The organism is Clostridium sp. 16K-1-R1 (assembly GCF_023921145.1).
Lineage (GTDB): Bacteria > Bacillota > Clostridia > Clostridiales > Clostridiaceae > Sarcina > Sarcina perfringens.
This window is the reverse complement of the sequence record NZ_CP046515.1, coordinates 2,297,406-2,318,457: the sequence shown is the minus strand read 5'-3', so window position 1 is coordinate 2,318,457 and position 21,052 is coordinate 2,297,406. Positions and strand designations below refer to the sequence as shown.

Here is a 21,052-nt window from a genome sequence, read left to right as displayed (position 1 = left end):
TAAAGGATTTGGTTTAAATGAGTGAAGTTCTACAGAGAATAACTGATCCTAAAGAAATAAAGGATTTAGATGAGAAAGAATTAGAAATATTAGCTGAAGATTTAAGAGAATTTTTAATTGAAAGTGTTTCAAATACTGGGGGACATTTTGCTTCAAACTTAGGAGTTATTGATTTAACAGTAGCTTTGTTTAAAAATTTTGATTTTAGTGAAGATAGAATAATATGGGATGTTGGACATCAATCTTATGCTTATAAGATATTAACAGGAAGAAAAGATAAATTTAATACTTTAAGACAATATGGTGGATTGTGTGGATTTCCTAAGAGAACAGAAAGTGAATATGATTTTTTTGCCACTGGACATAGTAGTACATCACTATCTTCAGCAGCAGGTATGGCTAGAGCACAGAGGCTACTTGGAAAAGATAATAAGGTTATAGCAGTTATAGGTGATGGAGCCTTAACTGGAGGTATGGCCTTAGAAGCCTTAAATGATATTGGATATAGAAAAGATAATCTTATAATAATATTAAATGATAATCAAATGTCTATATGTAAAAATGTTGGAGGACTTGCAACCTATTTAAATAAGCTTAGAATGGGTGTAGGTTATAATAAATTAAAATCAGATATTGGATCAACTTTAGATACAACTTCTTTTGGGAAAAGAGTAAAGAACTCTCTTTCAAAATTAAAAGATGGTATTAAAAAAATTGTTGTACCAAGTATGTACTTTGAAGATATTGGATTAAAATATTTTGGTATAGTAGATGGACATAATATTAGAGAATTAAATGAAGTTTTAAGCATAGCTAAAAATATAAAAGGACCAGTTATAATACATACAGTTACTAAAAAAGGAAAAGGCTATGAATTAGCAGAAAAAAATCCTAATAAATATCATGGAGTATCTCCTTTTGATTTAGGGGAAGGAGTAATTTCAAAGTTTGCAAGTAGAAATTATTCTTCTACCTTTGGAGAAGAAATGATTAAATTAGCTAAAAATGATGACAAAGTTGTTGCAATTACTGCTGCTATGCCAGATGGAACAGGGTTAAAGGAATTTAGAGAAGAATTTCCTGATAGATTTTTTGATGTAGGAATAGCAGAACAACACGCTGTTACCTTAGCTGCTGGAATGGCAGCAGAGGGTTTAAAACCATTTTTTGCGGTTTATTCCACTTTCCTACAAAGAGCTTATGACCAAGTTTTACATGATGTATGCATACAAAAGCTACCTGTTACACTTTGTTTAGATAGAGCTGGCTTAGTTGGAGAAGATGGAGAAACTCATCAAGGTATATTCGACATTTCATTTTTATCTCCAATGCCTAATATGACTATTGTTGCACCTAAGTGTATAGATGAAATGGAAGTTATCTTAAAATGGGCAAGTAATTTTAATGCACCTTTAGCTATAAGATATCCAAGAGGTGGAGATATTGATGTTAATTTAAAACCATTAAGTAAAATAGAATATGGAAAATGGGAAAAGGTTCAAGAGGGAGATAAAATAGCAATAGTTGCTACTGGTAAAATGGTTCAACATGCTATGATTGCTGCACAAAAAATAAAAGAAGAAAAAAATATAGATATTTTAATTATAAATGCAACCTTTATAAAACCAATAGATAAAGAATTATTAAATTCCTTATCAAAGGATGGATTTAAGATTGTAACTATTGAAGATAATATTAAAAAAGGTGGCTTTGGAGAAGGCGTTCTAGAGTATTTAAATGAAATTGGACATAAAGAAAAAATTGTTACATTAGCATTTAATGATAAGTTTATAGAACATGGTAAGCCTGATATTTTATATAAAATTAATGGGTTAGATGCAGAGGGAATAAAAAACACATTAATTGAATTACTTTAAAGGAGAAAATTATGGCAGAAAAAAAAGAGAAAAAAGAAAGACTTGACGTACTTCTTGTTGAACAAGGTATTGCTGAGTCAAGAGAAAAAGCTAAGAGATATATAATGGCAGGTATGGTATTCATAGGAGAAAAGAGAGTTGATAAGGCTGGAGAAAAGGTTCCTGTAAGCTCAAATATCATATTTAGAGGAGAAAAACTACCTTTTGTTAGTAGAGGTGGATTTAAACTTGATAAGGCAGTTAAATCCTTTGGAATAGACCTTAAAGGAAAGAGATGCTTAGATATTGGAGCATCAACTGGTGGATTTACTGACTGTATGCTTCAAAATGATGCTTCAAAAGTATTTTCAATTGATGTTGGTTATGGACAATTTGCTTGGAAACTTAGAGTAGATCCAAGAGTTGTTTGTATGGAAAGAACTAACGTAAGATATGTAACCCCAGAGCAAATAGGAGAATTATGTGATTTTGCATCAATAGATGTATCTTTTATATCACTAACAACAGTTTTGCCAGCTGTACTTAATCTTTTAAATGATAAGGGAGAAGTTATGGCACTTATTAAGCCTCAATTTGAAGCTGGCAGAGAAAAGGTTGGCAAAAAAGGTGTTGTAAGAGAAGCTTCTACTCATAAAGAAGTAATTAAGAAAATTGTTGATTTTGCTTTATCACACAAATTAAATATATTAGGTCTTGATTTCTCTCCTATAAAAGGACCAGAAGGAAATATAGAATATTTAATATATTTAAAGAAGGATAACAATACAGAAGAGTTTGATTATAATATTATAGATGAAGTTGTAGATAAATCTCATAGTGATTTATAAAAATTAAATTATTAAATAAGAAATATTAATTTTATAATTACTTTAGATAAACTTCATAGTTAAAGTAAAGGTGTGTTTTGGGGCATGAGAAATATAGGAATTATAATTAATAAAGAAAAAGATAAAGAAAATGAAATTTTAAATTTGGTTATTTTAAAGGTTAAAGAATATCTAAATCCTGATGAAATAAAAGTTATAGACCAATTTTATAAGGGAGATTATAAAGATTTAATGGCTTTAGATCTTTTAATAGTACTTGGTGGAGATGGAACGCTTTTAGGTGTGGCTAGAAAATTCTCTACAGTTATAGATACTCCAATTTTAGGAATTAACATTGGAAATTTAGGCTTTTTAGTTACAGCTGAGATAAGCGAATTAGATGAAGCTTTATATAGAATAAAGGTTGGTGATTATAAAGTAGAGGAAAGAATGTTACTTTCTTGTACTATAGAAGGGGTAACTTGTTCAGAGGAAAGGGCTTTAAATGATATTGTTGTTGCTAGGGGAACATTATCTAGAATGGCACAATATGAGGTCTTTATAAATGATGAACTTTATGCTACTTTTAAAGGGGATGGAGTTATAATTTCTACTCCAGTTGGATCAACAGCCTATTCTTTTTCAGCTGGAGGCCCACTTATAATGCCAGATTTACAAATAGTATCAATAGTCCCTATATGTCCTCATACACCTAATTCAAGACCTATGATAATAGATGGAAATAACAAGGTAAGAGTTAAGCCTCTTATTAATGAATCAGATGTCTTTGTTACAATAGATGGTCAAAAAGCATTAAAGTTAGAAAAACACAATGAAGTTTTAATAAAAAAAGCAAAAGAGTTTTTTAGAATAATTTCATTTGATAATAAAAGTTATTTTAAGGTACTAAGGAAAAAATTGTTTAAGATAGAATAAATATTATGAAGGTGAGTTGAAGATGAAATCTAAGAGACATTCTAAGATAATTGAAATTATAAAATCAACAGCGATAGAAACTCAAGAAGAGTTAGCGGAAGAATTAAAAAAAGCTGGGTTTGATGTTACTCAAGCTACAGTATCTAGAGATATAAAAAATTTAAAACTTGTTAAAAAACAAGATAATAAAGGACACTATAGATACACAATCATAGAAGAAGAAAAAAATGAAATGGTTGATAGATTAAGCAATATATTAGCCAATACTGTAACTTCAGTAGAAAATGTTGATAAGATGGTTGTTGTTAAAACAATATCAGGTTCAGCATCTGCAGCAGCAGAGGCAATAGATACCCTTCATTTAGGTGAAATTGCTGGTACTATAGCAGGAGATAACACAATATTTATATTAGTTAGAAGCTTAGAAAAAGCAGAAACTCTAGTTTCTAGGATACTGGAAATGATAGAAGGATAGTTAAGGAGGAGAAGTATGCTTTTACAATTAACTATAAATAACTTTGCTTTGATAGAAAAAGCATCTTTAGATTTTAAAGAAGGATTCACTATTTTATCAGGAGAAACTGGAGCTGGTAAGTCTATTCTTATAGATGCGATAAATTATGTTCAAGGAAGTAAGTTTAACAAGGACTTAATTAGAACTGGAGAAGAAAAGACTTTTGTAGAGGCTATATTTTCAATAGATGATAATGAGAGGCTTAAAGAAATTTTAGATGATTTAGAAATAGAGTATGATGATACTTTAATAATTTCTAGAGAAACTTTTATAAACGGTAGAAGTAATATAAAGGTTAATGGAAGAAGTATAATAGTAGCTACTTTAAAAAAAATAAGTAGCACACTTCTAGACATACATGGTCAACATAACAATCAAAATTTATTAAATAAAGAAAATCATATAATGTATTTAGATGATTTTGGAGATTCTAAGTTAAGTGAAGATTTAAAAGAATATGGAGAAAAATTCTCAGAGCTTAAGGATATAGAAAGAAAAATAAGTGAATTAAGCAATGAAGGAAAAGATGAAAAACTTTTAAATTATTTAGAATATCAGTTAAATGAAATTGAAGAAGCCAAGCTTAGAAATGGTGAAGAAGAAGAGTTAACAGAAAGATTTAATGTTTTATCTAATGCAGAAAAAATAAAAAATTCACTGGGAATATCATATAATCTATTAAATGGTATTGAAAGCAGTGTAGTGGATTCTTTATCAGTAGTAAATAGGGAGCTTTCAAATGTTGAAGAGCATTTAGAAAAAATCAAAAATATAAACTCTAAAATAATGGAAATGTACTATGAAATACAAGAAATGGCTAGAGAAATTAGGGATATATGTGATGAAAGTGTTTATGATGGCAATGAATTAGAAGAAATAAATAGCCGTATGTTTAAGATTGCTGCATTAAAGAAGAAGTATGGAAATAGTATAGCCGAAATCTTAGAATATAAAAATAATATTTTATCTCAAATAAATAATATTAAAAACTCAGAAAAAATAATTGAAGATCTTTTAAATGAAAAAAGTAAAGTTGAGAATGTTTTAAGTGAAATAGCTAATAGAATTCATAATAAGAGAATAGAACTTTCAAAAGTTTTAGAAGAAAATATCCATAAAGAACTGGCCTATGTTGGCTTAGGAAAATGTAGATTTGAAGTTCTTATTGAGGAAGATGAAACCTTTAACTTTAAAGGTAAGGACAAAGTACAATTTCTTATATCAACAAATCCTGGTGAACCATTAAAGCCTATGGAAAGAATAGTTTCTGGAGGAGAACTTTCAAGAATAATGTTAGCTTTAAAAGCTGTGTTTATAGATAAGGATAAGATTCCTACAGTTATATTTGATGAAATAGACACCGGTATAAGTGGAAGAGTAGCTCAATCCGTTGGAGAAAAGATGTATGAAATATCAACAAAACATCAAGTTTTTTGTATCACACATCTTCCTCAAATAGCAAGTATGTCGGACAATCATTATATGGTTAGAAAAAAAGTAATAGATAATAAAACTTTTTCAAAGGTTGAACCTATAACTTATAATCAAAAAATTGAAGAGGTTGGAAAAATGCTAGGTGGCGTTGAAATGACAAGTAATACATTATTAAATGCTAAAGAGATGATAGAGCTAGCTGATACAAAAAAAGAAACAATTAAGACTTTTCATACATAATAAAGTGATTTTTAATACAAAATAGAACTGTTAAACAGTTCTATTTTTTTTTATTTTAAAACTAATATGAGAATTTTAGTATATTTTAAATTGATTTGGCTAGAATAACAAAGTTAATACAGGATATTATTTTTTTGAAAGGGGCAAATTAAGAATAGAAAAGGAGGAGATAGTTAATGAAAAATATGAACAAAAGAATAAAGATTATATCAATAATAATGATGTCTTTAATATTACTTTTATCCTCTGTAACATTTGCAAGGGATTATTGTGAGAGTAATAATGTTTTTGCAAGTAGCAATTTCTATTCTTTAAATTCTAAGAGTAGTAATGATGAAAAGTTTAAGAACAGATATGGCGTAGCTCTTGTAAATAGTGAACAGGAAAAGAAAGATATAGAGCTTTATGCTGGAGGAAATTCAGTAGGTGTAAGGGTTTCAACAGATGGTGTATTAGCAGTAGGTTATTCAGACTTAACAACAGGAGAAGGAGAAGTAGAGAGTCCAGCTCAAAATGGTGGAATACAAATTGGTGATAGACTTATAAGTGTAAATGGAAATAAAATAAAAAATTCAAAAGATTTATCAAAAAAAATCAACGAGAGTAAATCAGAAAATGTTGAAATATTAATTGAGAGAAATGGTGAAGAAATAACTAAAAATATAAATTTATCAAAAAATGCAGATGGTGATTATAAAATAGGTCTTTGGGTAAGAGATTCTACTGCTGGTGTAGGTACACTTACTTTCTATGATAAAGAAAGTGGAAAATATGGAGCAATAGGTCATCCAATAACAGATAGTGAAACAGAAAAAATTCTTTCAATAAAAAATGGAGATCTTTTAAATTCTTCAATAATAAGCATAAAAAAAGGTGTTAAAGGTAATCCAGGAGAATTAAGAGGAATTTTTTCAAGTGATAAGAAACCAATAGGAAATGTTACAGGAAATACACAATGTGGAATATTTGGTAGCATGAATACAGAAAATTTAAAAAATATTAATAATAAAACTTATAAAGTTGGTTGGAGAGATGAAATTCAGCCAGGACCAGCACAAATTATAACTACTATTGATGAAGAAGGTCCTAAGCTTTATGATATTGAAATTGTAAAACTTGCAAAGCAAGATAGCATTAGTACAAAGAGTATGGTAATTAAGATTACAGATGAAAGATTATTAGAAAAAACTGGTGGTGTTGTCCAAGGAATGAGTGGAAGTCCAATTATACAAAATGATAAAATAATTGGTGCTGTGACACATGTTTTGGTTAATAAACCTGAAGTAGGATATGGAATTTATATAGAGTGGATGTTAAAAGATGCAAAAATTATATAATAGAAAATAAGTGTGATTAATGTAAATATGTGTTATAATAAATACTAGAAAATTAAATGAATTTTTTAGTATTTATTTTTTTTAGAAGGAAATAAATAAGTTTTGTCGAATATAGTTAAAGTAGAATAATTGTAAAAAAATGGATATATAAAGTTGGTTAAGGAGAGAAAAGCATGAAGGAATCAAAAATATCTGTATTAATTGCTGATGATAACAAAGAGTTTTGCAATATTTTAAATGACTATTTATTAAGTCAAAGGGATATTGTTGTTACAGGAATTGCAAAGGATGGATTGGAAGCTTTAAAACTTATAGAAGAAAAACAACCAGATTTAGTTGTATTAGATATAATTATGCCACATTTAGATGGATTAGGTGTACTTGAAAGAATAAATTCTCTAGGATTAGAAAAAACTCCAAGAGTAATAGTATTATCTGCTGTTGGACAAGACAAAATTACTCAAAGAGCTATAACTTTAGGGACAGATTATTATGTTGTTAAACCATTTGACATGGATGTATTTACAGAGAGAATAAGACAAATGTTTAATAGCACAATATCAGAGGAACCTACAAATAGTAAACCTACAATTAGTGTAGTTGAAGGTTCAAAAAGTGAGGATTCATCTTCTGATGATAACAAAGAGCCTATGGATTTAGAGGTTGAAATAACTAGTATAATTCATGAAATAGGAGTTCCAGCTCACATAAAAGGATATATGTATTTAAGAGAAGCTATAACTATGGTTGTAAATGATATGGAATTACTATCAGCTATAACAAAAGAGTTATATCCTTCAATAGCAAAGAAATATAATACTACTGCAAGTAGAGTTGAAAGAGCTATAAGACATGCTATAGAGGTTGCTTGGGGAAGAGGACAAATAGATGCTATAAACAAAATATTTGGACATACTATTCACAATGATAAGGGTAAACCAACAAACTCAGAGTTTATAGCTATGGTTGCAGATAAATTAAGACTAAAGAATAAAGTTAGCTAAATTAAGGAGAAAGCACTTTTTATCAGATAATATTTTCACTGATAAAAAGTGCTTTTTTATAGAGAGGTGAGGTAATTTGAGAAAAGCGGTATATGTAGAAGGAAATGAAAAAAAGATTATTTTAGCTAATTGTATAACTAAATCTGAGTATGAAAAAATATATAAAAAGAATTTAGTATGTCCAATAGATGGATGTAAAGCAAAACTTGGTTTTAGGGAAGTTAAAAAGCAAAGAGATGGAAAATATTTTTATACATTACCTAATAATAAACATGTTGATGGATGTCCTTATAAAATTCAAAAGAAGAAAAGAAGAGTAAGAAGAAAAATAGATAATAATTTAAGTGAGGAGTTTTCACAAATATCATTTGAAATTTTATAATATTTATATAAATTTAAAAAATAATTTTAGATTTTTTAGGTCCAAAATTGAGGTGAGATATATGGATTTATATGAAAAAACTTTAAATGAGGAGAGCATATTTAAGTGTTCTTTTATGGAACTTGTTAAGCAAAAGGTGAAATTACCAGATGGCAATGAGGCAGAAAGAGATATTGTTAAACATTCAAATGGGGTTTGTGTTATAGCTTTCAATGAAAAAGGAAATATTCTTATGGTAGAACAGTTTAGAAAGCCTTTTAATAGAGTGTTTTTAGAATTACCAGCAGGAAAGGTTGATAAGGAAGAAATATTAGAAAAAGCAGCCTTAAGAGAACTTAAAGAAGAGACAGGATATTCAGCTAATAAGATAACATATTTAGGACAAATAGCACCATCACCAGGATTTTGTGATGAAGTAGTTCATATATATAAAGCTCATGAACTTAAAAAGGGAGAAACTAATTTTGATCATGATGAATTTTTAAATTTAAATGAATATTCCTTAGAGGAAGTTAAAAATATGATTATAGAAGGAAAAATAACTGATGCAAAAACTATAGCATGTTTATTTTTCTATGAAAATATTAAATAATGAGAAATAGGAACTAGAGTATTTGAAATTACTTTAGTTCTTATTTTTTTATAAATTTAAAAAAGTATGTATCTTTTTATTATGTTAATCATATCTTTTAATAAATAGCTTTAATGGAGGGTAAGAAGAATTTATGAGGATGTTTTTTAGTGGACTTATGGAGTCATTAAAGGAAAATAAAATCACTTTTTTATGGGTACTTTTATTCTTTTTAGTTGGAATAGTTTTAGGATCTTATACAGTTTACTATATGAGTGATTTTAATAGGGTTGAAATTACTACTTATTTTAATAACTTTTTAGAGTTTTTAGGTGGAAATTCTGTAGCTTATACAAGTATTCTTGTAGATAGTATAAAGAGTATTCTACCAATGGTTGTAATAATAGTTTTATTAGGTTACACAGCTGTAGGAACACCAATAATTCTTATGATGGATTTAGCTAAAGGATATGTTATTGGATTTACATTTTCTTTAATCGTTAGCATGCTAGGAAGCAAGGGTGTTATGTTAGTCTTATCAGGATTAATGCTTCAGAATTTAATTTTTATTCCAATAATAATGTTAATCAGCGTTTTGGCTATAAGACATTCAGTTACAAAGTTAAAAATGGGAGTATCTAGAGATAGAGTAAAACTTGATGTTAGTAGGGCATATTTAAACTTTCAAGGGCTTTTAAGCTTAATTATAATATCAGGAATACTAATTGAAACATATATATCACCTAATTTAATAAGATTAGTAATTAGTAGGTGATTTCTGTAATATAAATAATTATGTAATAACATTTTGGTTAGGAGTTAATATGAAAGATTTAGTAAGCAAATACGAAGTATATCTAGAATCAATAGGAAAGAGAAAGAATACCGTAAGTGCATACATTACAGATGTCTCTATGTATTTAGATTTTGTAGAGGAAAAAGGATTTAAAGTAAATGAGGATGGATATCCTTTGGTATCTTATGTACAACATCTAAAAGAAAATCATAAGTCTCCATCATCAATTCAAAGAACAATCATATCTTTAAGAAATTTTTACAATTTCTTAGTGGCAGAAGAATTTTTAAAGAAAGTTCCAAACTTAACTATGAAAAAGGAAAGAGTTGAAAAGAAAAAGCCTTTAGTTTTAACTGTTGAAGAAATAAATAAAATTATGAATTCAACTAATGTTTTAACTGAAAAGGGAATACGCGATAAGGCTTTATTAGAACTTATGTATGCTACTGGAATGAAAGTTTCAGAGTTAATATCTTTAAGAATTGAAGATATTAATTTGGATTCATCTTTTGTAAATTGTAGAGATAGTAGAGGGTATGAGAGACTTATACCAATAGGAAAAGCAGCTAAGGAATCTCTTAAAAGATATATTGTGGTAAGAGAAGATAATTCTAAAGGATCAGATAAGCTTTTCTTAAATATGAGTGGAGAACCTATAACTAGGCAAGGAGTTTGGAGAATTGTTAAGGAGTATGCTGTTATTGCAAATATTGGCAAGGATATAAATTTAAATACATTTAGACATTCTTTTGCAGTGCATTTATTACAAAACGGAGCAAATGCTAAGGTGGTACAAGAACTATTAGGAAATCAAGTTATGACTTATATAGATATGTACTATGATATTATAAACAATGAAAAAATTAACAATATATACAGAAAGGCTCATCCAAGAGCATAATATATATAAGAAAAGGCTTTCATAAAAGTCTTTTCTTTTTATAATTTTTAGCTTTAAAATATTAGAATTTATTAAAAAATACATAAAAATAATTTTAATTTTATAATTAAGAAAAGAAAAATTCATTAATGTTGAAAAAAATATAATATTTTATAGGATGAAAGTACTTGTAAATAAGGAATCTCTCTGATAAAATGAATTTATGAAAAGGTTATCACAAATTGATAGTGTGGAGGAAAGAAACTTATGAGAATGTATGATTTAATATTAAAAAAGAGAAATGGTGGGGAATTAAGCACTGAAGAAATAAACTTTTTTGTTGATAAATATACAAATGGTGAAATACCAGATTATCAAGTAGCAGCCTTATTAATGGCTATATATTTCCAAAAAATGAATAAGAGAGAAACTTCAGATTTAACTATGGCTATGGTTAATTCAGGAGATATATTAGATTTAAGTGAAATACACGGTATAAAAGTAGATAAGCATTCAACTGGTGGGGTTGGTGATACTACTACTTTAGTTTTAGGACCTATGGTTGCGGCTTTAGGAATTCCTGTAGCTAAAATGTCAGGAAGAGGTCTTGGACATACTGGTGGAACAATAGATAAATTAGAAAGTTTTGATGGATTCTCAGTAGAAATGACTAAGGATCAATTTATAAATAATGTTAATAATATAAAATTAGCAGTTGGTGGACAAACAGGAGATTTAGCTCCAGCTGATAAAAAACTTTATGCTTTAAGAGATGTTACTGGAACTGTTGATAATGTATCATTAATAGCTTCAAGTATTATGAGTAAAAAAATTGCTGCAGGCGCTGATGCCATAGTATTAGACGTTAAGGTGGGAGATGGAGCATTTATGAAAACTCCAGAGGCAGCTAGAGAACTTGCAACTGAAATGGTTGGAATAGGTAAACATGTTGGAAGAAATACTGTTGCCATAATTTCAGATATGGATCAACCTTTAGGATTTGCTATAGGTAATGCATTAGAAGTTAAAGAAGCCATAGAAACTTTAAGAGGAAATGGTCCTAAGGATCTTTTAGAGCTTTGCTTAACACTTGGAAGCAACATGGTTGTTTTAGCAGGTGCTGCTAAAGATACTGATGAAGCAAGAAAAATGTTAATGGAAACAATAACTTCAGGAAAAGCAATTGAAAAATTAAAAGAATTTGTAAAAGCTCAAGGTGGAGATGCATCAGTTATTGATGATATATCAAACTTACATAATGCTAAATATGTAATTCCAGTTAAGGCTAATAAATCAGGGGTTGTAAGCAAAATACATGCTGAAAACATAGGATTAGTTGCTATGGAACTTGGAGCAGGAAGAGCTACTAAAGAAAGTATTATAGATTTAGCTGTTGGTATTGTTCTTCAAAAGAAAAGAGGAGACAAAGTTAATGAAGGAGATATCATAGCATATATTCATGCTGATGATGAAGAAAAAGGTAAGAAAGCAGTAGATGGAATATTAGCTAATTACGAAATATCAGATTCAGTAAAAGATATTCCATTAATATATGATATAGTTAAATAGTTTTAAAAAATGCTTTAAAGCTGGTTGGATTCTTGTCAGGTATAGCTAAGATTTATAGTTATGCATCGTAATCTTTGAATAACCATATCTAACAAGGAACCCAACCACTTTAAATAAATTAAGTTTTGGTACTCATTATAGATTTTCTCGTTAAAGTTATCCTATACAAATTAAAGTATAGGATAACTTTTTCTTTTTTGCTTATAATTTATTTCTTTTGGGAGAAAATAAGCAAGAAAGGAGGAGATATTATGAAAAAATACATAAGAAAAATAGCAGCTTTTGCAATATTTTTATCTTTATTTAGCATTGTTTCTTCTGTTCCTGTAAAAGCTGAAGAGGCAATAGAAGTAGAAGCAAGATCAGCTCTTCTTATGGAAGCTAGTACAGGAAAAATAATTTATGAAAAAAATGCTAATGAAAAATTTGCACCTGCTTCAGTAACAAAGATTATGACAATGTTACTTGCCATGGAAAAAGTAGATAGAGGAGAAATAAAACTTTCAGATCAAATCACAGTAAGTGAGACTGCTAAGAAAATGGGTGGTAGTACTATGCTCCTAGATGTTGGAGAAGTAAGAACTGTTGAGGAGATTATAAAAGGTATAGGAATAGCTTCAGGTAATGATGCCGCTGTAGCTATGGCTGAATATTTAGGTGGAAGTGAAAGTGGTTTTGTTGAGATGATGAACAAAAGAGCTAAGGAGCTTGGAATGAAAAACACTACATTTAAAAACTGCACAGGGCTTCCTATAGAAGGACATTTATCTACTGCATATGATATTTCTATTATGTCTAGGGAATTATTAAAACATCCTACTATATTAAAATATACAGGAACTTATATGGAAACTATATCAGAGGGAAGAAAATCTCCTATTGAACTTGTTAACCATAATAAATTAGTTAGATTCTTTAAGGGATGTGATGGTCTTAAAACTGGATTTACTAATGACGCTAAATACTGTATATCAGCTACAGCAACTAGGGACGGAGTTAGAATGCTTTCAGTAATAATGGGAGCTCCAACATTTAAAATAAGAAATAGAGATGCTAGTATGCTTATGAATTATGGATTTTCTAAGTTTGAAAGCAAGCAAGTAGCTACAAAAGATGGTGAGGTAGAACAAATTCCTATGAGTCAAACAGGAGATAAGTTTATCATAGGAAAAGCTAAGGATGATTTAACTTTAGTTTGTCCAAAGGGTATGAGTGACAAAATAGAGAAAAAAGTTGTTTTATATGAAAGTAAGAAAAAAATTAAAGAATTTGATACTATAGGATATTGTGAATATTATCTAGATGGTGAACTTCTAGGTAAAGTTGAATTATATTCAGATAGAGATATGAAAAAAGGCGGAATTATTGATAGTGTTAAATTCAAGGTTAAGAATTTCTTTAATGGTGAAGAGGAAGATAAAGTAGAAGAAAAAACAGAAGAAAAGAGTAATGAAAAATAAAGTATTATTCAGACATTTTGACTGTATTCATTAAAAACTAAAAATAAATACCTATAAGTTGAAAGAAGAACAACTAGCATATAGTCTCCTTATGCTAGTTGTTTTTGTATATAAATTTTTCTTATATAGATGCAAAGTTAGTAAAAGAATAACTAGAGAGAAGGTTATTTTTATAAAATCAACTTCTTGTATCTCTTAAACTTAGTGTTAATTGCTTTTTTATATGATAGTTGTTATGATATTATGTGAAGTTTTGAATAGTAGGAGAAAAATAGACTATGGAAATGCCAATTATCAAACTTAAAAACTTTGATGGACCTTTTGATTTGCTTTTGCATTTAATCAAAAAAAATGAAATGAGTATTACTGAGATAAAGATTCATGAAATCACAAAACAGTATTTAGAATATATAGCCTTAATGAAGGAACTTGATTTAGAAATAACTTCAGAGTTTATAGTTATGGCAGCTACTTTAATAGAAATAAAATCGAAATCATTACTTCCTAAGGTTAAAGTTGAAGATGAGACTTGTGAGGAAGATCTTCAGAAAATATTAATGGAAAAACTTCAAGAGTATAAAAAGTTTAAGAAAATAAGTGCTTATTTAAGAGAAAGAGAACTTTCTACTGGAGAAGTATTTACAAAAAAAGCTGAAATTATTGAAGTTGAAGTGGACAACAAACTTGATGATGATTACTTTAAAAATATAACTATGCTTGATCTTTATAAGCTCTATAACAATCTTATGAGAATTTACGGTGAAAAACAAAATGTAAATGTTATGGAGAAAAAGATAAGTGTAGATAAATATAAAATTACTGATAAAATTAATTTCTTAAGGGATAAGCTAAGTGAAAAGAGCATTGTTAGGTTTTCAGAGTTTATACCACAGTGCGAATGTAAGCTAGAAGTAGTTGTTACTTTTATGGCAATGCTTGAACTTATAAAAAGAAGTGAAATTAAAGTTGTCCAATATGAAAACTTTGGTGAGATTATGATGGAAAAGGTGATAGTAAATGAGTGATATAAATCAAATAGAATTTAGTGAAATATCTAAAAAAGACGAGCTTAAGTCTATTATAGAATCTCTTTTATTTGTTAGTGGAGAACCTCTTGCTTTAAAGGATATATGTAGAATAGTAGAAGAGGATTTTAAATATGTAGAAGATTTAATGAGAGAATTAATGAATATATATAATGGAGATAGTTCAAGAGGGATAAAAATTATTAGTTTAAATGGAACTTATCAGTTAGTTACTAAAACAAAAAATAGTGAATATGTTCAAAAGCTTTTAAAAAAGAATGTTAGACAATCCTTATCTCAGGCTTCTTTAGAAAGTTTAGCAATAATATGTTATAAGCAACCTATTACTAGAGTTGAGATAGATGAGATAAGAGGAGTAAAAAGCGAAAGTGCTATACAAAGACTTGTTGAAAAAAATTTAGTTGAGGAAACTGGAAGATTAGAGGTTCCAGGAAGACCTATACTTTATGGAACTACAGATGAATTTTTAAGACATTTTGCATTAAATGATTTAGGAGATCTTCCATCTATAGAGTTATTTGAAGAAAATGATGAGGTTTCTGACATGGTGGAAGAGTAGATGATTCTAAATTTATAAAAAGTAAAATAGTATAACTTAAGGAATTTAGTATAATAATTTGTTTATATAAATTAAGAAGGTAGAGAATATTAATTATTCTCTACCTTCTATTATTTAAATAGCAAATTAACTCATTAAACTATAAAGTTTCTATTTCTTACTCCCTGCGAAGTAAGAATTTTATTTTTTAGGTTTTAGGTTGTTTTATTATGGAGTTTGATTGGTTGATTTTATTGTATTAGAGGGTATTTATAATGTTTAACTCTTCAATAAAATCAGGAATAGTTAAGAAACTATTTAAATGAGTTAATAAAGCTATAGCAGGCTTTTAGTCACAAAAATTAGAATCTTCTTTTTTGTCTTTACACTTTTTATTGCCCATATCCTTAAATATTTCAATTATTTGAGGAATATTATCAACTATTCTGTCATAAGTATTAGTTTGGTTTACAGGTAATAGCCTTACAGAATCACCTTTAAGAACTAAGAAAGCAACTGGCTTTACACTAACACCAGCGCCAGAGCCCCCACCAAAGGCAAATCTATCATCTATTTTTTCACATTCTTTATTTGGAAGTTCTGAGCCTCCCGAAGCAAATCCAAAGGAAACTTTTGATATTGGAATTATGTAACTTCCATCTCTAGTTTCTATGGCATCTCCAACTACAGTATTAACATCTATCATGTCTCTTATGCTTTCCATTGTTGTACCCATTAGATTTTCTATTGGGTGATTTGAGTTTATCATGGTACAAACCTCCTAAAGTATTTTTAAACTCTATTAAAAATAATATTTATAACTTCTTGAAGTTTAATAAGTAAAGAAATCCTATATATATAATTTGAGCAAAATTTATGGTTATTATACCTTGAACTTCAAAAAATAAGTAATTTTCATTATTAAATTTAGGATTTATGTTTCCAGTAAACTTTTTTAGTTTAAAAAAGTAATCCAATCTTGTGTATATTAAAGATAAAATTTGATGTATAAATCCATATAAGATAGCAGTTAAAGCTGCATCTTCACTTGAAAAATTTAAATCTAATACAATTTTTAAAGACGGTTTAAATTTACTTTTAGTTAATAATTTTATTAATTTTGCAATGGTAAGGTTAGATGGAGGCTTTAAAAAGGTTCTTTTCTTTTTAGAAGATTTCTTTATTTTAGTGTCCTTATTTCCTTTTTTTGAAATTTCCTTTTTTTCTTTATGAGCTCCTAATATTTTATTTAAAGATAATATTTCAAATTTATAAAAATTAATCTTAAAATCTTTTTCTGAAAATACTAATTTGAATTTTAAATTTATTGGAAAAAACAATAAAACTAAAAGTAGTAATAATAAAAATAATAAAAAAAACTTCAGCACTTCATAAACCTCCTTACCATTTATACATTATTGACAATAATAGCTTTAATTATCCAAAAATATACTAGGTTATTAAATTTATAAAGTGGAAAGCTAATAAAAGAAGGTTTCATAGATAAAAAAGCTTAGTTTAAGGAGAGATATTTTATGAAAAAGAAGATTTCAATTCTTATGTTTTTTTTAATAACAATATCTATATGTTCTAATGTTATTGTTCTTGGAAAGGAAAGTTGTATTCCAGAGGAAGTTTCAGTAGAGACTATGGATGTAAAAGATGGATATGGAAAGCAGTGCAAGGATATTACTCCTGATGCACATTTTGCTATTGCCTATGATGCTAAAAACAAAAAGATTTTATATGAAAAGAATGCTTTTAGAAATGTACCTATGGCAAGTACCACTAAAATATTAACTGCTTTAGTTGCAATAAATTATTCTGACTTAGATGAAGAGGTTACAATATCTAAAACTGCAGCAAGTATTAGAGGATCAAAAGTTGGATTTAGGGCTGGAGAAAAGGTTACAATGAGAGAACTTCTTTTTGGACTTATGTACAAGTCAGGAAATGATGCTGCCATAGCTATTGCAGAGCATATTGGAGGTAGTATAGAGAACTTTTCTATACTTATGAATGATTTTGCTAGAATGTTAGGTCTTAAGGATTCAAACTTTCAATCTCCTCATGGATTAGATAGCCAAATGCATTTTTCCTCTGCTTATGATTTAGCGGTTTTAATGTCAAAAGCTATGGAAGAGCCTTTCTTTAGAGAGATATCAGGAACTAAGGAAGTAGGGGCTGAAAAATATAATTTTACTAGAAGTTATAGCAATATAAATAAAATGCTTTGGAGATTACCTAATGCCAATGGAGGAAAAACAGGCTATACTGGTCAGGCGGGGAAATGTTTAGTAAGTTCTGTAGATCATAATGGAAGAAATATAATCATAGTAGTTTTAAATTGTCCAACTAGGTGGGAAGCCACTGAAAGAGTTTATGAATATGTTAAAGCCAATTATTCTTAAAATCAAAGGTGTTATATTAATATTTTAATATAACACCTTTGATTTTTTTGTTTTAAAGTTTAAAAAATATTATTTTTGTTATATATAAATGCTTAATAGCTTTTAATACCAGGGATTTAAAGTTTTATATTTAAAATAATTTTAGAAAATATTTTAAGGATTAATTATTTATTAAAGAAATTTTGTAACATTTTTAATCTCTCAGGGATATTTTAATAGTAAGAATTCAAATGGGAGGGTTTTTATGGATTATGAAGTAATTGATTGTATAGATGCTGGTACGGAATTTTGTCCTTGTCACTTAGCAGAAGAAGGAGAATGCATACTTTGTTCTCAACTTCACGGAAAGTGTTTTTGTGATTGTGTAAACTGGAAAGGGGTTTGCATATATGAAGAATTTGCAAGTAATGGATTTAAAGCTAAGGAAGGCAGAAAAACTTTTACTTGTGATGTCATAGATGCTGTAGAAGTTGAAGAAGGATTATTATTTATAGAGTTTAGGGCACCTCATAAACTTTGTATTGATTTACTTGGACCAGGTAAGTTTATATTTATAAGAACTAATGATAATCCGTTTTTTGATGTACCTATATCTATTTTAGAATCTGATGCAGATAAAAATGTAATAAAAGTACTTATTGAGGTTAGAGGAATAAAAACTAAGAGGCTCTTAAATACTGAGGTTAAAGGAGAAATAACTATAAGAGGGCCTTATTTTAATGGAGTATTTGGAATAAAAAATATAGACTCAACTAAGAATGGAGAGGTCCTTGTACTTTGCAGAGGAATTGGATTAGCTCCTGCTGTACCAGTTATTAAAAAGTTAGCTAATGAAGGAAATAAGGTTAAGATTCTTTTAGATAAGGCACCTTTTAAAGAAAGTTATATAGAAAAATATTTAGAGGGATACGATATTCAGTATGTTCCTATGAATTTAATCAACAAAGGTGAAATATCAAATGAAGCAAAGGAAGTTATTAAAAATGGACAATGGGATTTAATCTATTGTGCTGGAGCGGATATATTAACTTATAAACTTATAGAATATTTAAATGATTTGAAAGATGAATCTACAAAAGTATCTTGTTGTAATAATGCTAAAATGTGCTGCGGAGAAGGGGTATGTGGAAGCTGTACAGCTAGGTTTGCTGGTCACAAGGTAAAAAGACTTTGTAAGGTGCAAAGTGATCCTAGAAAAATATTTGAAGATAGAAGATTCATTTAATAAAGATTAATTTATAGAAGGGAGAGTTTTTATGAAAGTTGTTGTTATTGGTGGCGGATGGTCAGGAGTTGCAGCCGCTATTGAAGCAAAAAAAATGGGAGCAGATGTAGTTCTTTTTGAAAAGACAGATTTATTATTAGGACTTGGTAATGTTGGCGGAATAATGAGGAATAATGGAAGATATACAGCCTCTGAGGAATTAATAGCTATGGGAGGCGGAGATTTAATAAATATAACTGATAAGGTTAGTAGACACAAGGATATACCATTTCCTGGACATGAACATGCTTGGCTTTATGATGTTAATTTAGTTGAGGGAGAAGTTAAAAGATATGTAGAAAGTCTAGGAATTGAAACAAAAATGGTTTCTAGAATCATTGATATAAAACAAGAAGACAACAAAATTTTAGGAGTTTATACAAGTGATGGACAATATTATAAAGGAGATGTGTTCATTGAAACTACTGGTTCAACAGGCCCTATGGGAAATTGCCTAAGATACGGTAATGGATGCTCTATGTGTATTTTAAGATGTCCTTCCTTTGGTCCTAGAATTAGTATAAGTTCAAGATGTGGAGTTGAAGATATACAAGGAGAAAGAGTTGGAGATGAACTAGGAGCATTTAGTGGTTCATGTAAACTTGCAAAAGAAACTCTTTCAGAGGAAATAAGAAAAGAACTTGAGGAAAAAGGTTGTGTCGTTCTTAAAATTCCAAAAGAAGATGTTAATTATGATAAATTAAATACAAAGGTTTGTCAGCAATATGCTCTTAAGGAATTTGCAGAAAATGTTGTTTTATTAGATACTGGACATGCTAAGCTTATGACTACTTATTATCCTCTTGAAAAGCTTAGAAAGATTAAAGGTCTTGAAAATGCTAAGTATGTTGATCCATATGCAGGTGGAAAGGGTAACTCTATAAGATACCTATCAGTGGCTCCAAGAGATGATAATATGAAGGTTAAAGGAGTTACTAATTTATTCTGTGCAGGAGAAAAATCAGGACTTTTTGTTGGACATACAGAGGCTATAGTTACAGGTACTTTAGCTGGACACAATGCAGTAAGACATGCTTTAGGAATTCCTTATTTAATTCTTCCAAGAGCAACTGTTTTAGGAGATATAATAGCCTTTGCTAATGAAGAATCTCAATCTAGAGAAGGAAAGAAAAATAGATATACCTTTGCAGGTTCAGTTTACTTTAATAGAATGAAAGAGTTAGGACTTTATACAATAGATAAAGATGAAATTCAAAAGAGAGTAGCTCAATTAAATTTAGATGGAGTTTTTAGCAAAAAACTTATGTAAATTTAAGATTTTATAATATTATTATGCTTAAAATATAGTTTGAAAACAAAAAGTATCTTTAGAATATTTATAAATATTAAGTTTATTTATATTCTTTAGATACTTTATTTTTTATAAAGAAATTAAGAAAATTTCAGTAAGTAAATAGAGTGTTAAATTAAGTAGGAATATAATTACAATGGGAATTTATATTATAAAATTAAGTAACAGGGGGTGTCTATATGAAAATATGTAAAAGATGTGGAGAGGTCAATGAGGATGAAAATTTGCTTTGTAAAAATGGTGATTGCTTAAATAAAGAGTTTGAAGATTATGAAGCCCTTAAAAATAAGGCGAAAAATAATTTAATAAGAAAAGAAAAATTAAAAAGTATTTTAGAAAAGGCTATTTTTATTACATATTTAGCAGGTGTTTTAATTGCAGGTATAATAAACTTTAGAAATTTAAGTTTTTCAAATATTATTTTAACTATAGTTTTAGGGATATCAGGTATTATGTGTATAAAGTTTACTAGTTTTGTTTTTGAGATTCAACATATTTTTTCTTTAAAAGACCCTAGTGGAGACAATATGGCTGATATTTATGAAAGTTATTTAAAAGTAATTGGAGTATTAGCTTTAATTTATTCAGTTTATTTATTGTTTAAATAAAAGATTAAATATATAAGTAATAAATAAGTATATAATTTATTTGTTATTTTAGTAAAAGGTACTATGA

General features: G+C 28.4%; 21 protein-coding genes. 19 read left to right on the top strand and 2 right to left on the bottom strand.

Annotated features, from left to right (window positions below):
• The first annotated feature begins 17 nt into the window (after positions 1-17).
• From dxs to scpB, 15 genes are all read left to right on the top strand, one after another.
• Complete coding sequence (gene dxs / locus GOM42_RS10195) at positions 18-1,877, top strand: 1-deoxy-D-xylulose-5-phosphate synthase (RefSeq protein ID WP_003458746.1); 1,860 nt, start codon at positions 18-20, stop codon at positions 1,875-1,877.
• A gap of 11 nt (positions 1,878-1,888) precedes the next feature.
• Entirely contained in the window at positions 1,889-2,704 is an 816-nt protein-coding gene (locus GOM42_RS10190; RefSeq protein WP_003458690.1) for a TlyA family RNA methyltransferase, read from the top strand.
• A gap of 84 nt (positions 2,705-2,788) precedes the next feature.
• On the top strand, positions 2,789-3,619 hold the full coding sequence (locus tag GOM42_RS10185) for an NAD(+)/NADH kinase (protein WP_003458666.1): 831 nt from the start codon (positions 2,789-2,791) through the stop codon (positions 3,617-3,619).
• 22 nt (positions 3,620-3,641) lie between these two features.
• Positions 3,642-4,094 (top strand): arginine repressor, encoded by a 453-nt coding sequence (locus tag GOM42_RS10180; protein ID WP_003451580.1) that lies wholly within the window; start codon positions 3,642-3,644, stop codon positions 4,092-4,094.
• Between the two features lie 15 nt (positions 4,095-4,109).
• A complete protein-coding gene (recN, locus tag GOM42_RS10175) occupies positions 4,110-5,807 on the top strand; it encodes a DNA repair protein RecN (RefSeq protein ID WP_003458741.1) in 1,698 nt (565 codons plus the stop codon).
• 176 nt (positions 5,808-5,983) lie between these two features.
• Entirely contained in the window at positions 5,984-7,144 is a 1,161-nt protein-coding gene (gene spoIVB, locus GOM42_RS10170; RefSeq protein WP_003451227.1) for a SpoIVB peptidase, read from the top strand.
• A gap of 173 nt (positions 7,145-7,317) precedes the next feature.
• Positions 7,318-8,148, top strand: coding sequence for a sporulation transcription factor Spo0A (gene spo0A / locus GOM42_RS10165; RefSeq protein ID WP_131440316.1), 831 nt, complete (start codon positions 7,318-7,320; stop codon positions 8,146-8,148).
• A 76-nt stretch (positions 8,149-8,224) separates the two neighbouring features.
• Positions 8,225-8,530, top strand: a complete 306-nt coding sequence (locus GOM42_RS10160) for a hypothetical protein (protein ID WP_110077223.1) — start codon at positions 8,225-8,227, stop codon at positions 8,528-8,530.
• 61 nt (positions 8,531-8,591) lie between these two features.
• A complete protein-coding gene (locus GOM42_RS10155) occupies positions 8,592-9,122 on the top strand; it encodes an NUDIX hydrolase (protein WP_110016143.1) in 531 nt (176 codons plus the stop codon).
• 133 nt (positions 9,123-9,255) lie between these two features.
• A complete protein-coding gene (gene spoIIM / locus GOM42_RS10150) occupies positions 9,256-9,876 on the top strand; it encodes a stage II sporulation protein M (RefSeq protein WP_003469014.1) in 621 nt (206 codons plus the stop codon).
• A 49-nt stretch (positions 9,877-9,925) separates the two neighbouring features.
• Positions 9,926-10,798, top strand: coding sequence for a site-specific tyrosine recombinase (locus tag GOM42_RS10145; RefSeq protein WP_110016144.1), 873 nt, complete (start codon positions 9,926-9,928; stop codon positions 10,796-10,798).
• Between the two features lie 246 nt (positions 10,799-11,044).
• On the top strand, positions 11,045-12,346 hold the full coding sequence (locus tag GOM42_RS10140; protein WP_003470716.1) for a pyrimidine-nucleoside phosphorylase: 1,302 nt from the start codon (positions 11,045-11,047) through the stop codon (positions 12,344-12,346).
• A gap of 251 nt (positions 12,347-12,597) precedes the next feature.
• Positions 12,598-13,806, top strand: coding sequence for a D-alanyl-D-alanine carboxypeptidase family protein (locus tag GOM42_RS10135; RefSeq protein WP_003471121.1), 1,209 nt, complete (start codon positions 12,598-12,600; stop codon positions 13,804-13,806).
• 278 nt (positions 13,807-14,084) lie between these two features.
• The gene (locus GOM42_RS10130) at positions 14,085-14,831 is read left to right on the top strand and encodes a segregation/condensation protein A (protein WP_003458723.1); all 747 of its coding nucleotides are present in this window, start codon (positions 14,085-14,087) and stop codon (positions 14,829-14,831) included.
• Positions 14,824-15,411, top strand: a complete 588-nt coding sequence (gene scpB / locus GOM42_RS10125) for an SMC-Scp complex subunit ScpB (RefSeq protein WP_003451108.1) — start codon at positions 14,824-14,826, stop codon at positions 15,409-15,411. Before GOM42_RS10130 ends, scpB begins: the two co-directional genes overlap by 8 nt.
• 328 nt (positions 15,412-15,739) lie before the next feature.
• Here the strand turns inward: scpB and ytfJ are convergent, their stop codons facing one another.
• Entirely contained in the window at positions 15,740-16,159 is a 420-nt protein-coding gene (gene ytfJ / locus GOM42_RS10120; RefSeq protein ID WP_110016145.1) for a GerW family sporulation protein, read from the bottom strand.
• A gap of 46 nt (positions 16,160-16,205) precedes the next feature.
• Positions 16,206-16,778 (bottom strand): DUF2953 domain-containing protein, encoded by a 573-nt coding sequence (locus GOM42_RS10115; protein WP_057257486.1) that lies wholly within the window; start codon positions 16,776-16,778, stop codon positions 16,206-16,208.
• A 147-nt stretch (positions 16,779-16,925) separates the two neighbouring features.
• Here GOM42_RS10115 and GOM42_RS10110 point away from each other — a divergent pair, with 147 nt between their 5' ends.
• The 4 genes from GOM42_RS10110 (at position 16,926) to GOM42_RS10095 (ending at position 20,985) form a co-directional block, all read left to right on the top strand.
• Complete coding sequence (locus tag GOM42_RS10110) at positions 16,926-17,801, top strand: D-alanyl-D-alanine carboxypeptidase family protein (RefSeq protein WP_003451263.1); 876 nt, start codon at positions 16,926-16,928, stop codon at positions 17,799-17,801.
• A 244-nt stretch (positions 17,802-18,045) separates the two neighbouring features.
• Entirely contained in the window at positions 18,046-19,026 is a 981-nt protein-coding gene (locus tag GOM42_RS10105; RefSeq protein WP_110077222.1) for a sulfide/dihydroorotate dehydrogenase-like FAD/NAD-binding protein, read from the top strand.
• Positions 19,027-19,057: 31 nt separating this feature from the next.
• Entirely contained in the window at positions 19,058-20,335 is a 1,278-nt protein-coding gene (locus tag GOM42_RS10100) for an FAD-dependent oxidoreductase (RefSeq protein ID WP_003451172.1), read from the top strand.
• A 221-nt stretch (positions 20,336-20,556) separates the two neighbouring features.
• A complete protein-coding gene (locus tag GOM42_RS10095; RefSeq protein WP_011590959.1) occupies positions 20,557-20,985 on the top strand; it encodes a hypothetical protein in 429 nt (142 codons plus the stop codon).
• Positions 20,986-21,052 lie beyond the last annotated feature (67 nt).

What these genes read in the sequence shown, in the direction of transcription:
- GOM42_RS10135 (WP_003471121.1), top strand. Translation starts at nt 12,598, where the DNA reads ATGAAAAAATACATAAGAAAAATAGCAGCTTTTGCAATATTTTTATCT.
- GOM42_RS10145 (WP_110016144.1), top strand. Translation starts at nt 9,926, where the DNA reads ATGAAAGATTTAGTAAGCAAATACGAAGTATATCTAGAATCAATAGGA.
- dxs (WP_003458746.1), top strand. Translation starts at nt 18, where the DNA reads ATGAGTGAAGTTCTACAGAGAATAACTGATCCTAAAGAAATAAAGGAT.
- spoIVB (WP_003451227.1), top strand. Translation starts at nt 5,984, where the DNA reads ATGAAAAATATGAACAAAAGAATAAAGATTATATCAATAATAATGATG.
- recN (WP_003458741.1), top strand. Translation starts at nt 4,110, where the DNA reads ATGCTTTTACAATTAACTATAAATAACTTTGCTTTGATAGAAAAAGCA.
- GOM42_RS10155 (WP_110016143.1), top strand. Translation starts at nt 8,592, where the DNA reads ATGGATTTATATGAAAAAACTTTAAATGAGGAGAGCATATTTAAGTGT.
- GOM42_RS10180 (WP_003451580.1), top strand. Translation starts at nt 3,642, where the DNA reads ATGAAATCTAAGAGACATTCTAAGATAATTGAAATTATAAAATCAACA.
- GOM42_RS10190 (WP_003458690.1), top strand. Translation starts at nt 1,889, where the DNA reads ATGGCAGAAAAAAAAGAGAAAAAAGAAAGACTTGACGTACTTCTTGTT.
- GOM42_RS10095 (WP_011590959.1), top strand. Translation starts at nt 20,557, where the DNA reads ATGAAAATATGTAAAAGATGTGGAGAGGTCAATGAGGATGAAAATTTG.
- spoIIM (WP_003469014.1), top strand. Translation starts at nt 9,256, where the DNA reads ATGAGGATGTTTTTTAGTGGACTTATGGAGTCATTAAAGGAAAATAAA.
- GOM42_RS10140 (WP_003470716.1), top strand. Translation starts at nt 11,045, where the DNA reads ATGAGAATGTATGATTTAATATTAAAAAAGAGAAATGGTGGGGAATTA.
- GOM42_RS10105 (WP_110077222.1), top strand. Translation starts at nt 18,046, where the DNA reads ATGGATTATGAAGTAATTGATTGTATAGATGCTGGTACGGAATTTTGT.
- ytfJ (WP_110016145.1), bottom strand. Translation starts at nt 16,159, where the DNA reads ATGATAAACTCAAATCACCCAATAGAAAATCTAATGGGTACAACAATG.
- GOM42_RS10185 (WP_003458666.1), top strand. Translation starts at nt 2,789, where the DNA reads ATGAGAAATATAGGAATTATAATTAATAAAGAAAAAGATAAAGAAAAT.
- GOM42_RS10130 (WP_003458723.1), top strand. Translation starts at nt 14,085, where the DNA reads ATGGAAATGCCAATTATCAAACTTAAAAACTTTGATGGACCTTTTGAT.
- GOM42_RS10100 (WP_003451172.1), top strand. Translation starts at nt 19,058, where the DNA reads ATGAAAGTTGTTGTTATTGGTGGCGGATGGTCAGGAGTTGCAGCCGCT.
- spo0A (WP_131440316.1), top strand. Translation starts at nt 7,318, where the DNA reads ATGAAGGAATCAAAAATATCTGTATTAATTGCTGATGATAACAAAGAG.
- scpB (WP_003451108.1), top strand. Translation starts at nt 14,824, where the DNA reads ATGAGTGATATAAATCAAATAGAATTTAGTGAAATATCTAAAAAAGAC.
- GOM42_RS10110 (WP_003451263.1), top strand. Translation starts at nt 16,926, where the DNA reads ATGAAAAAGAAGATTTCAATTCTTATGTTTTTTTTAATAACAATATCT.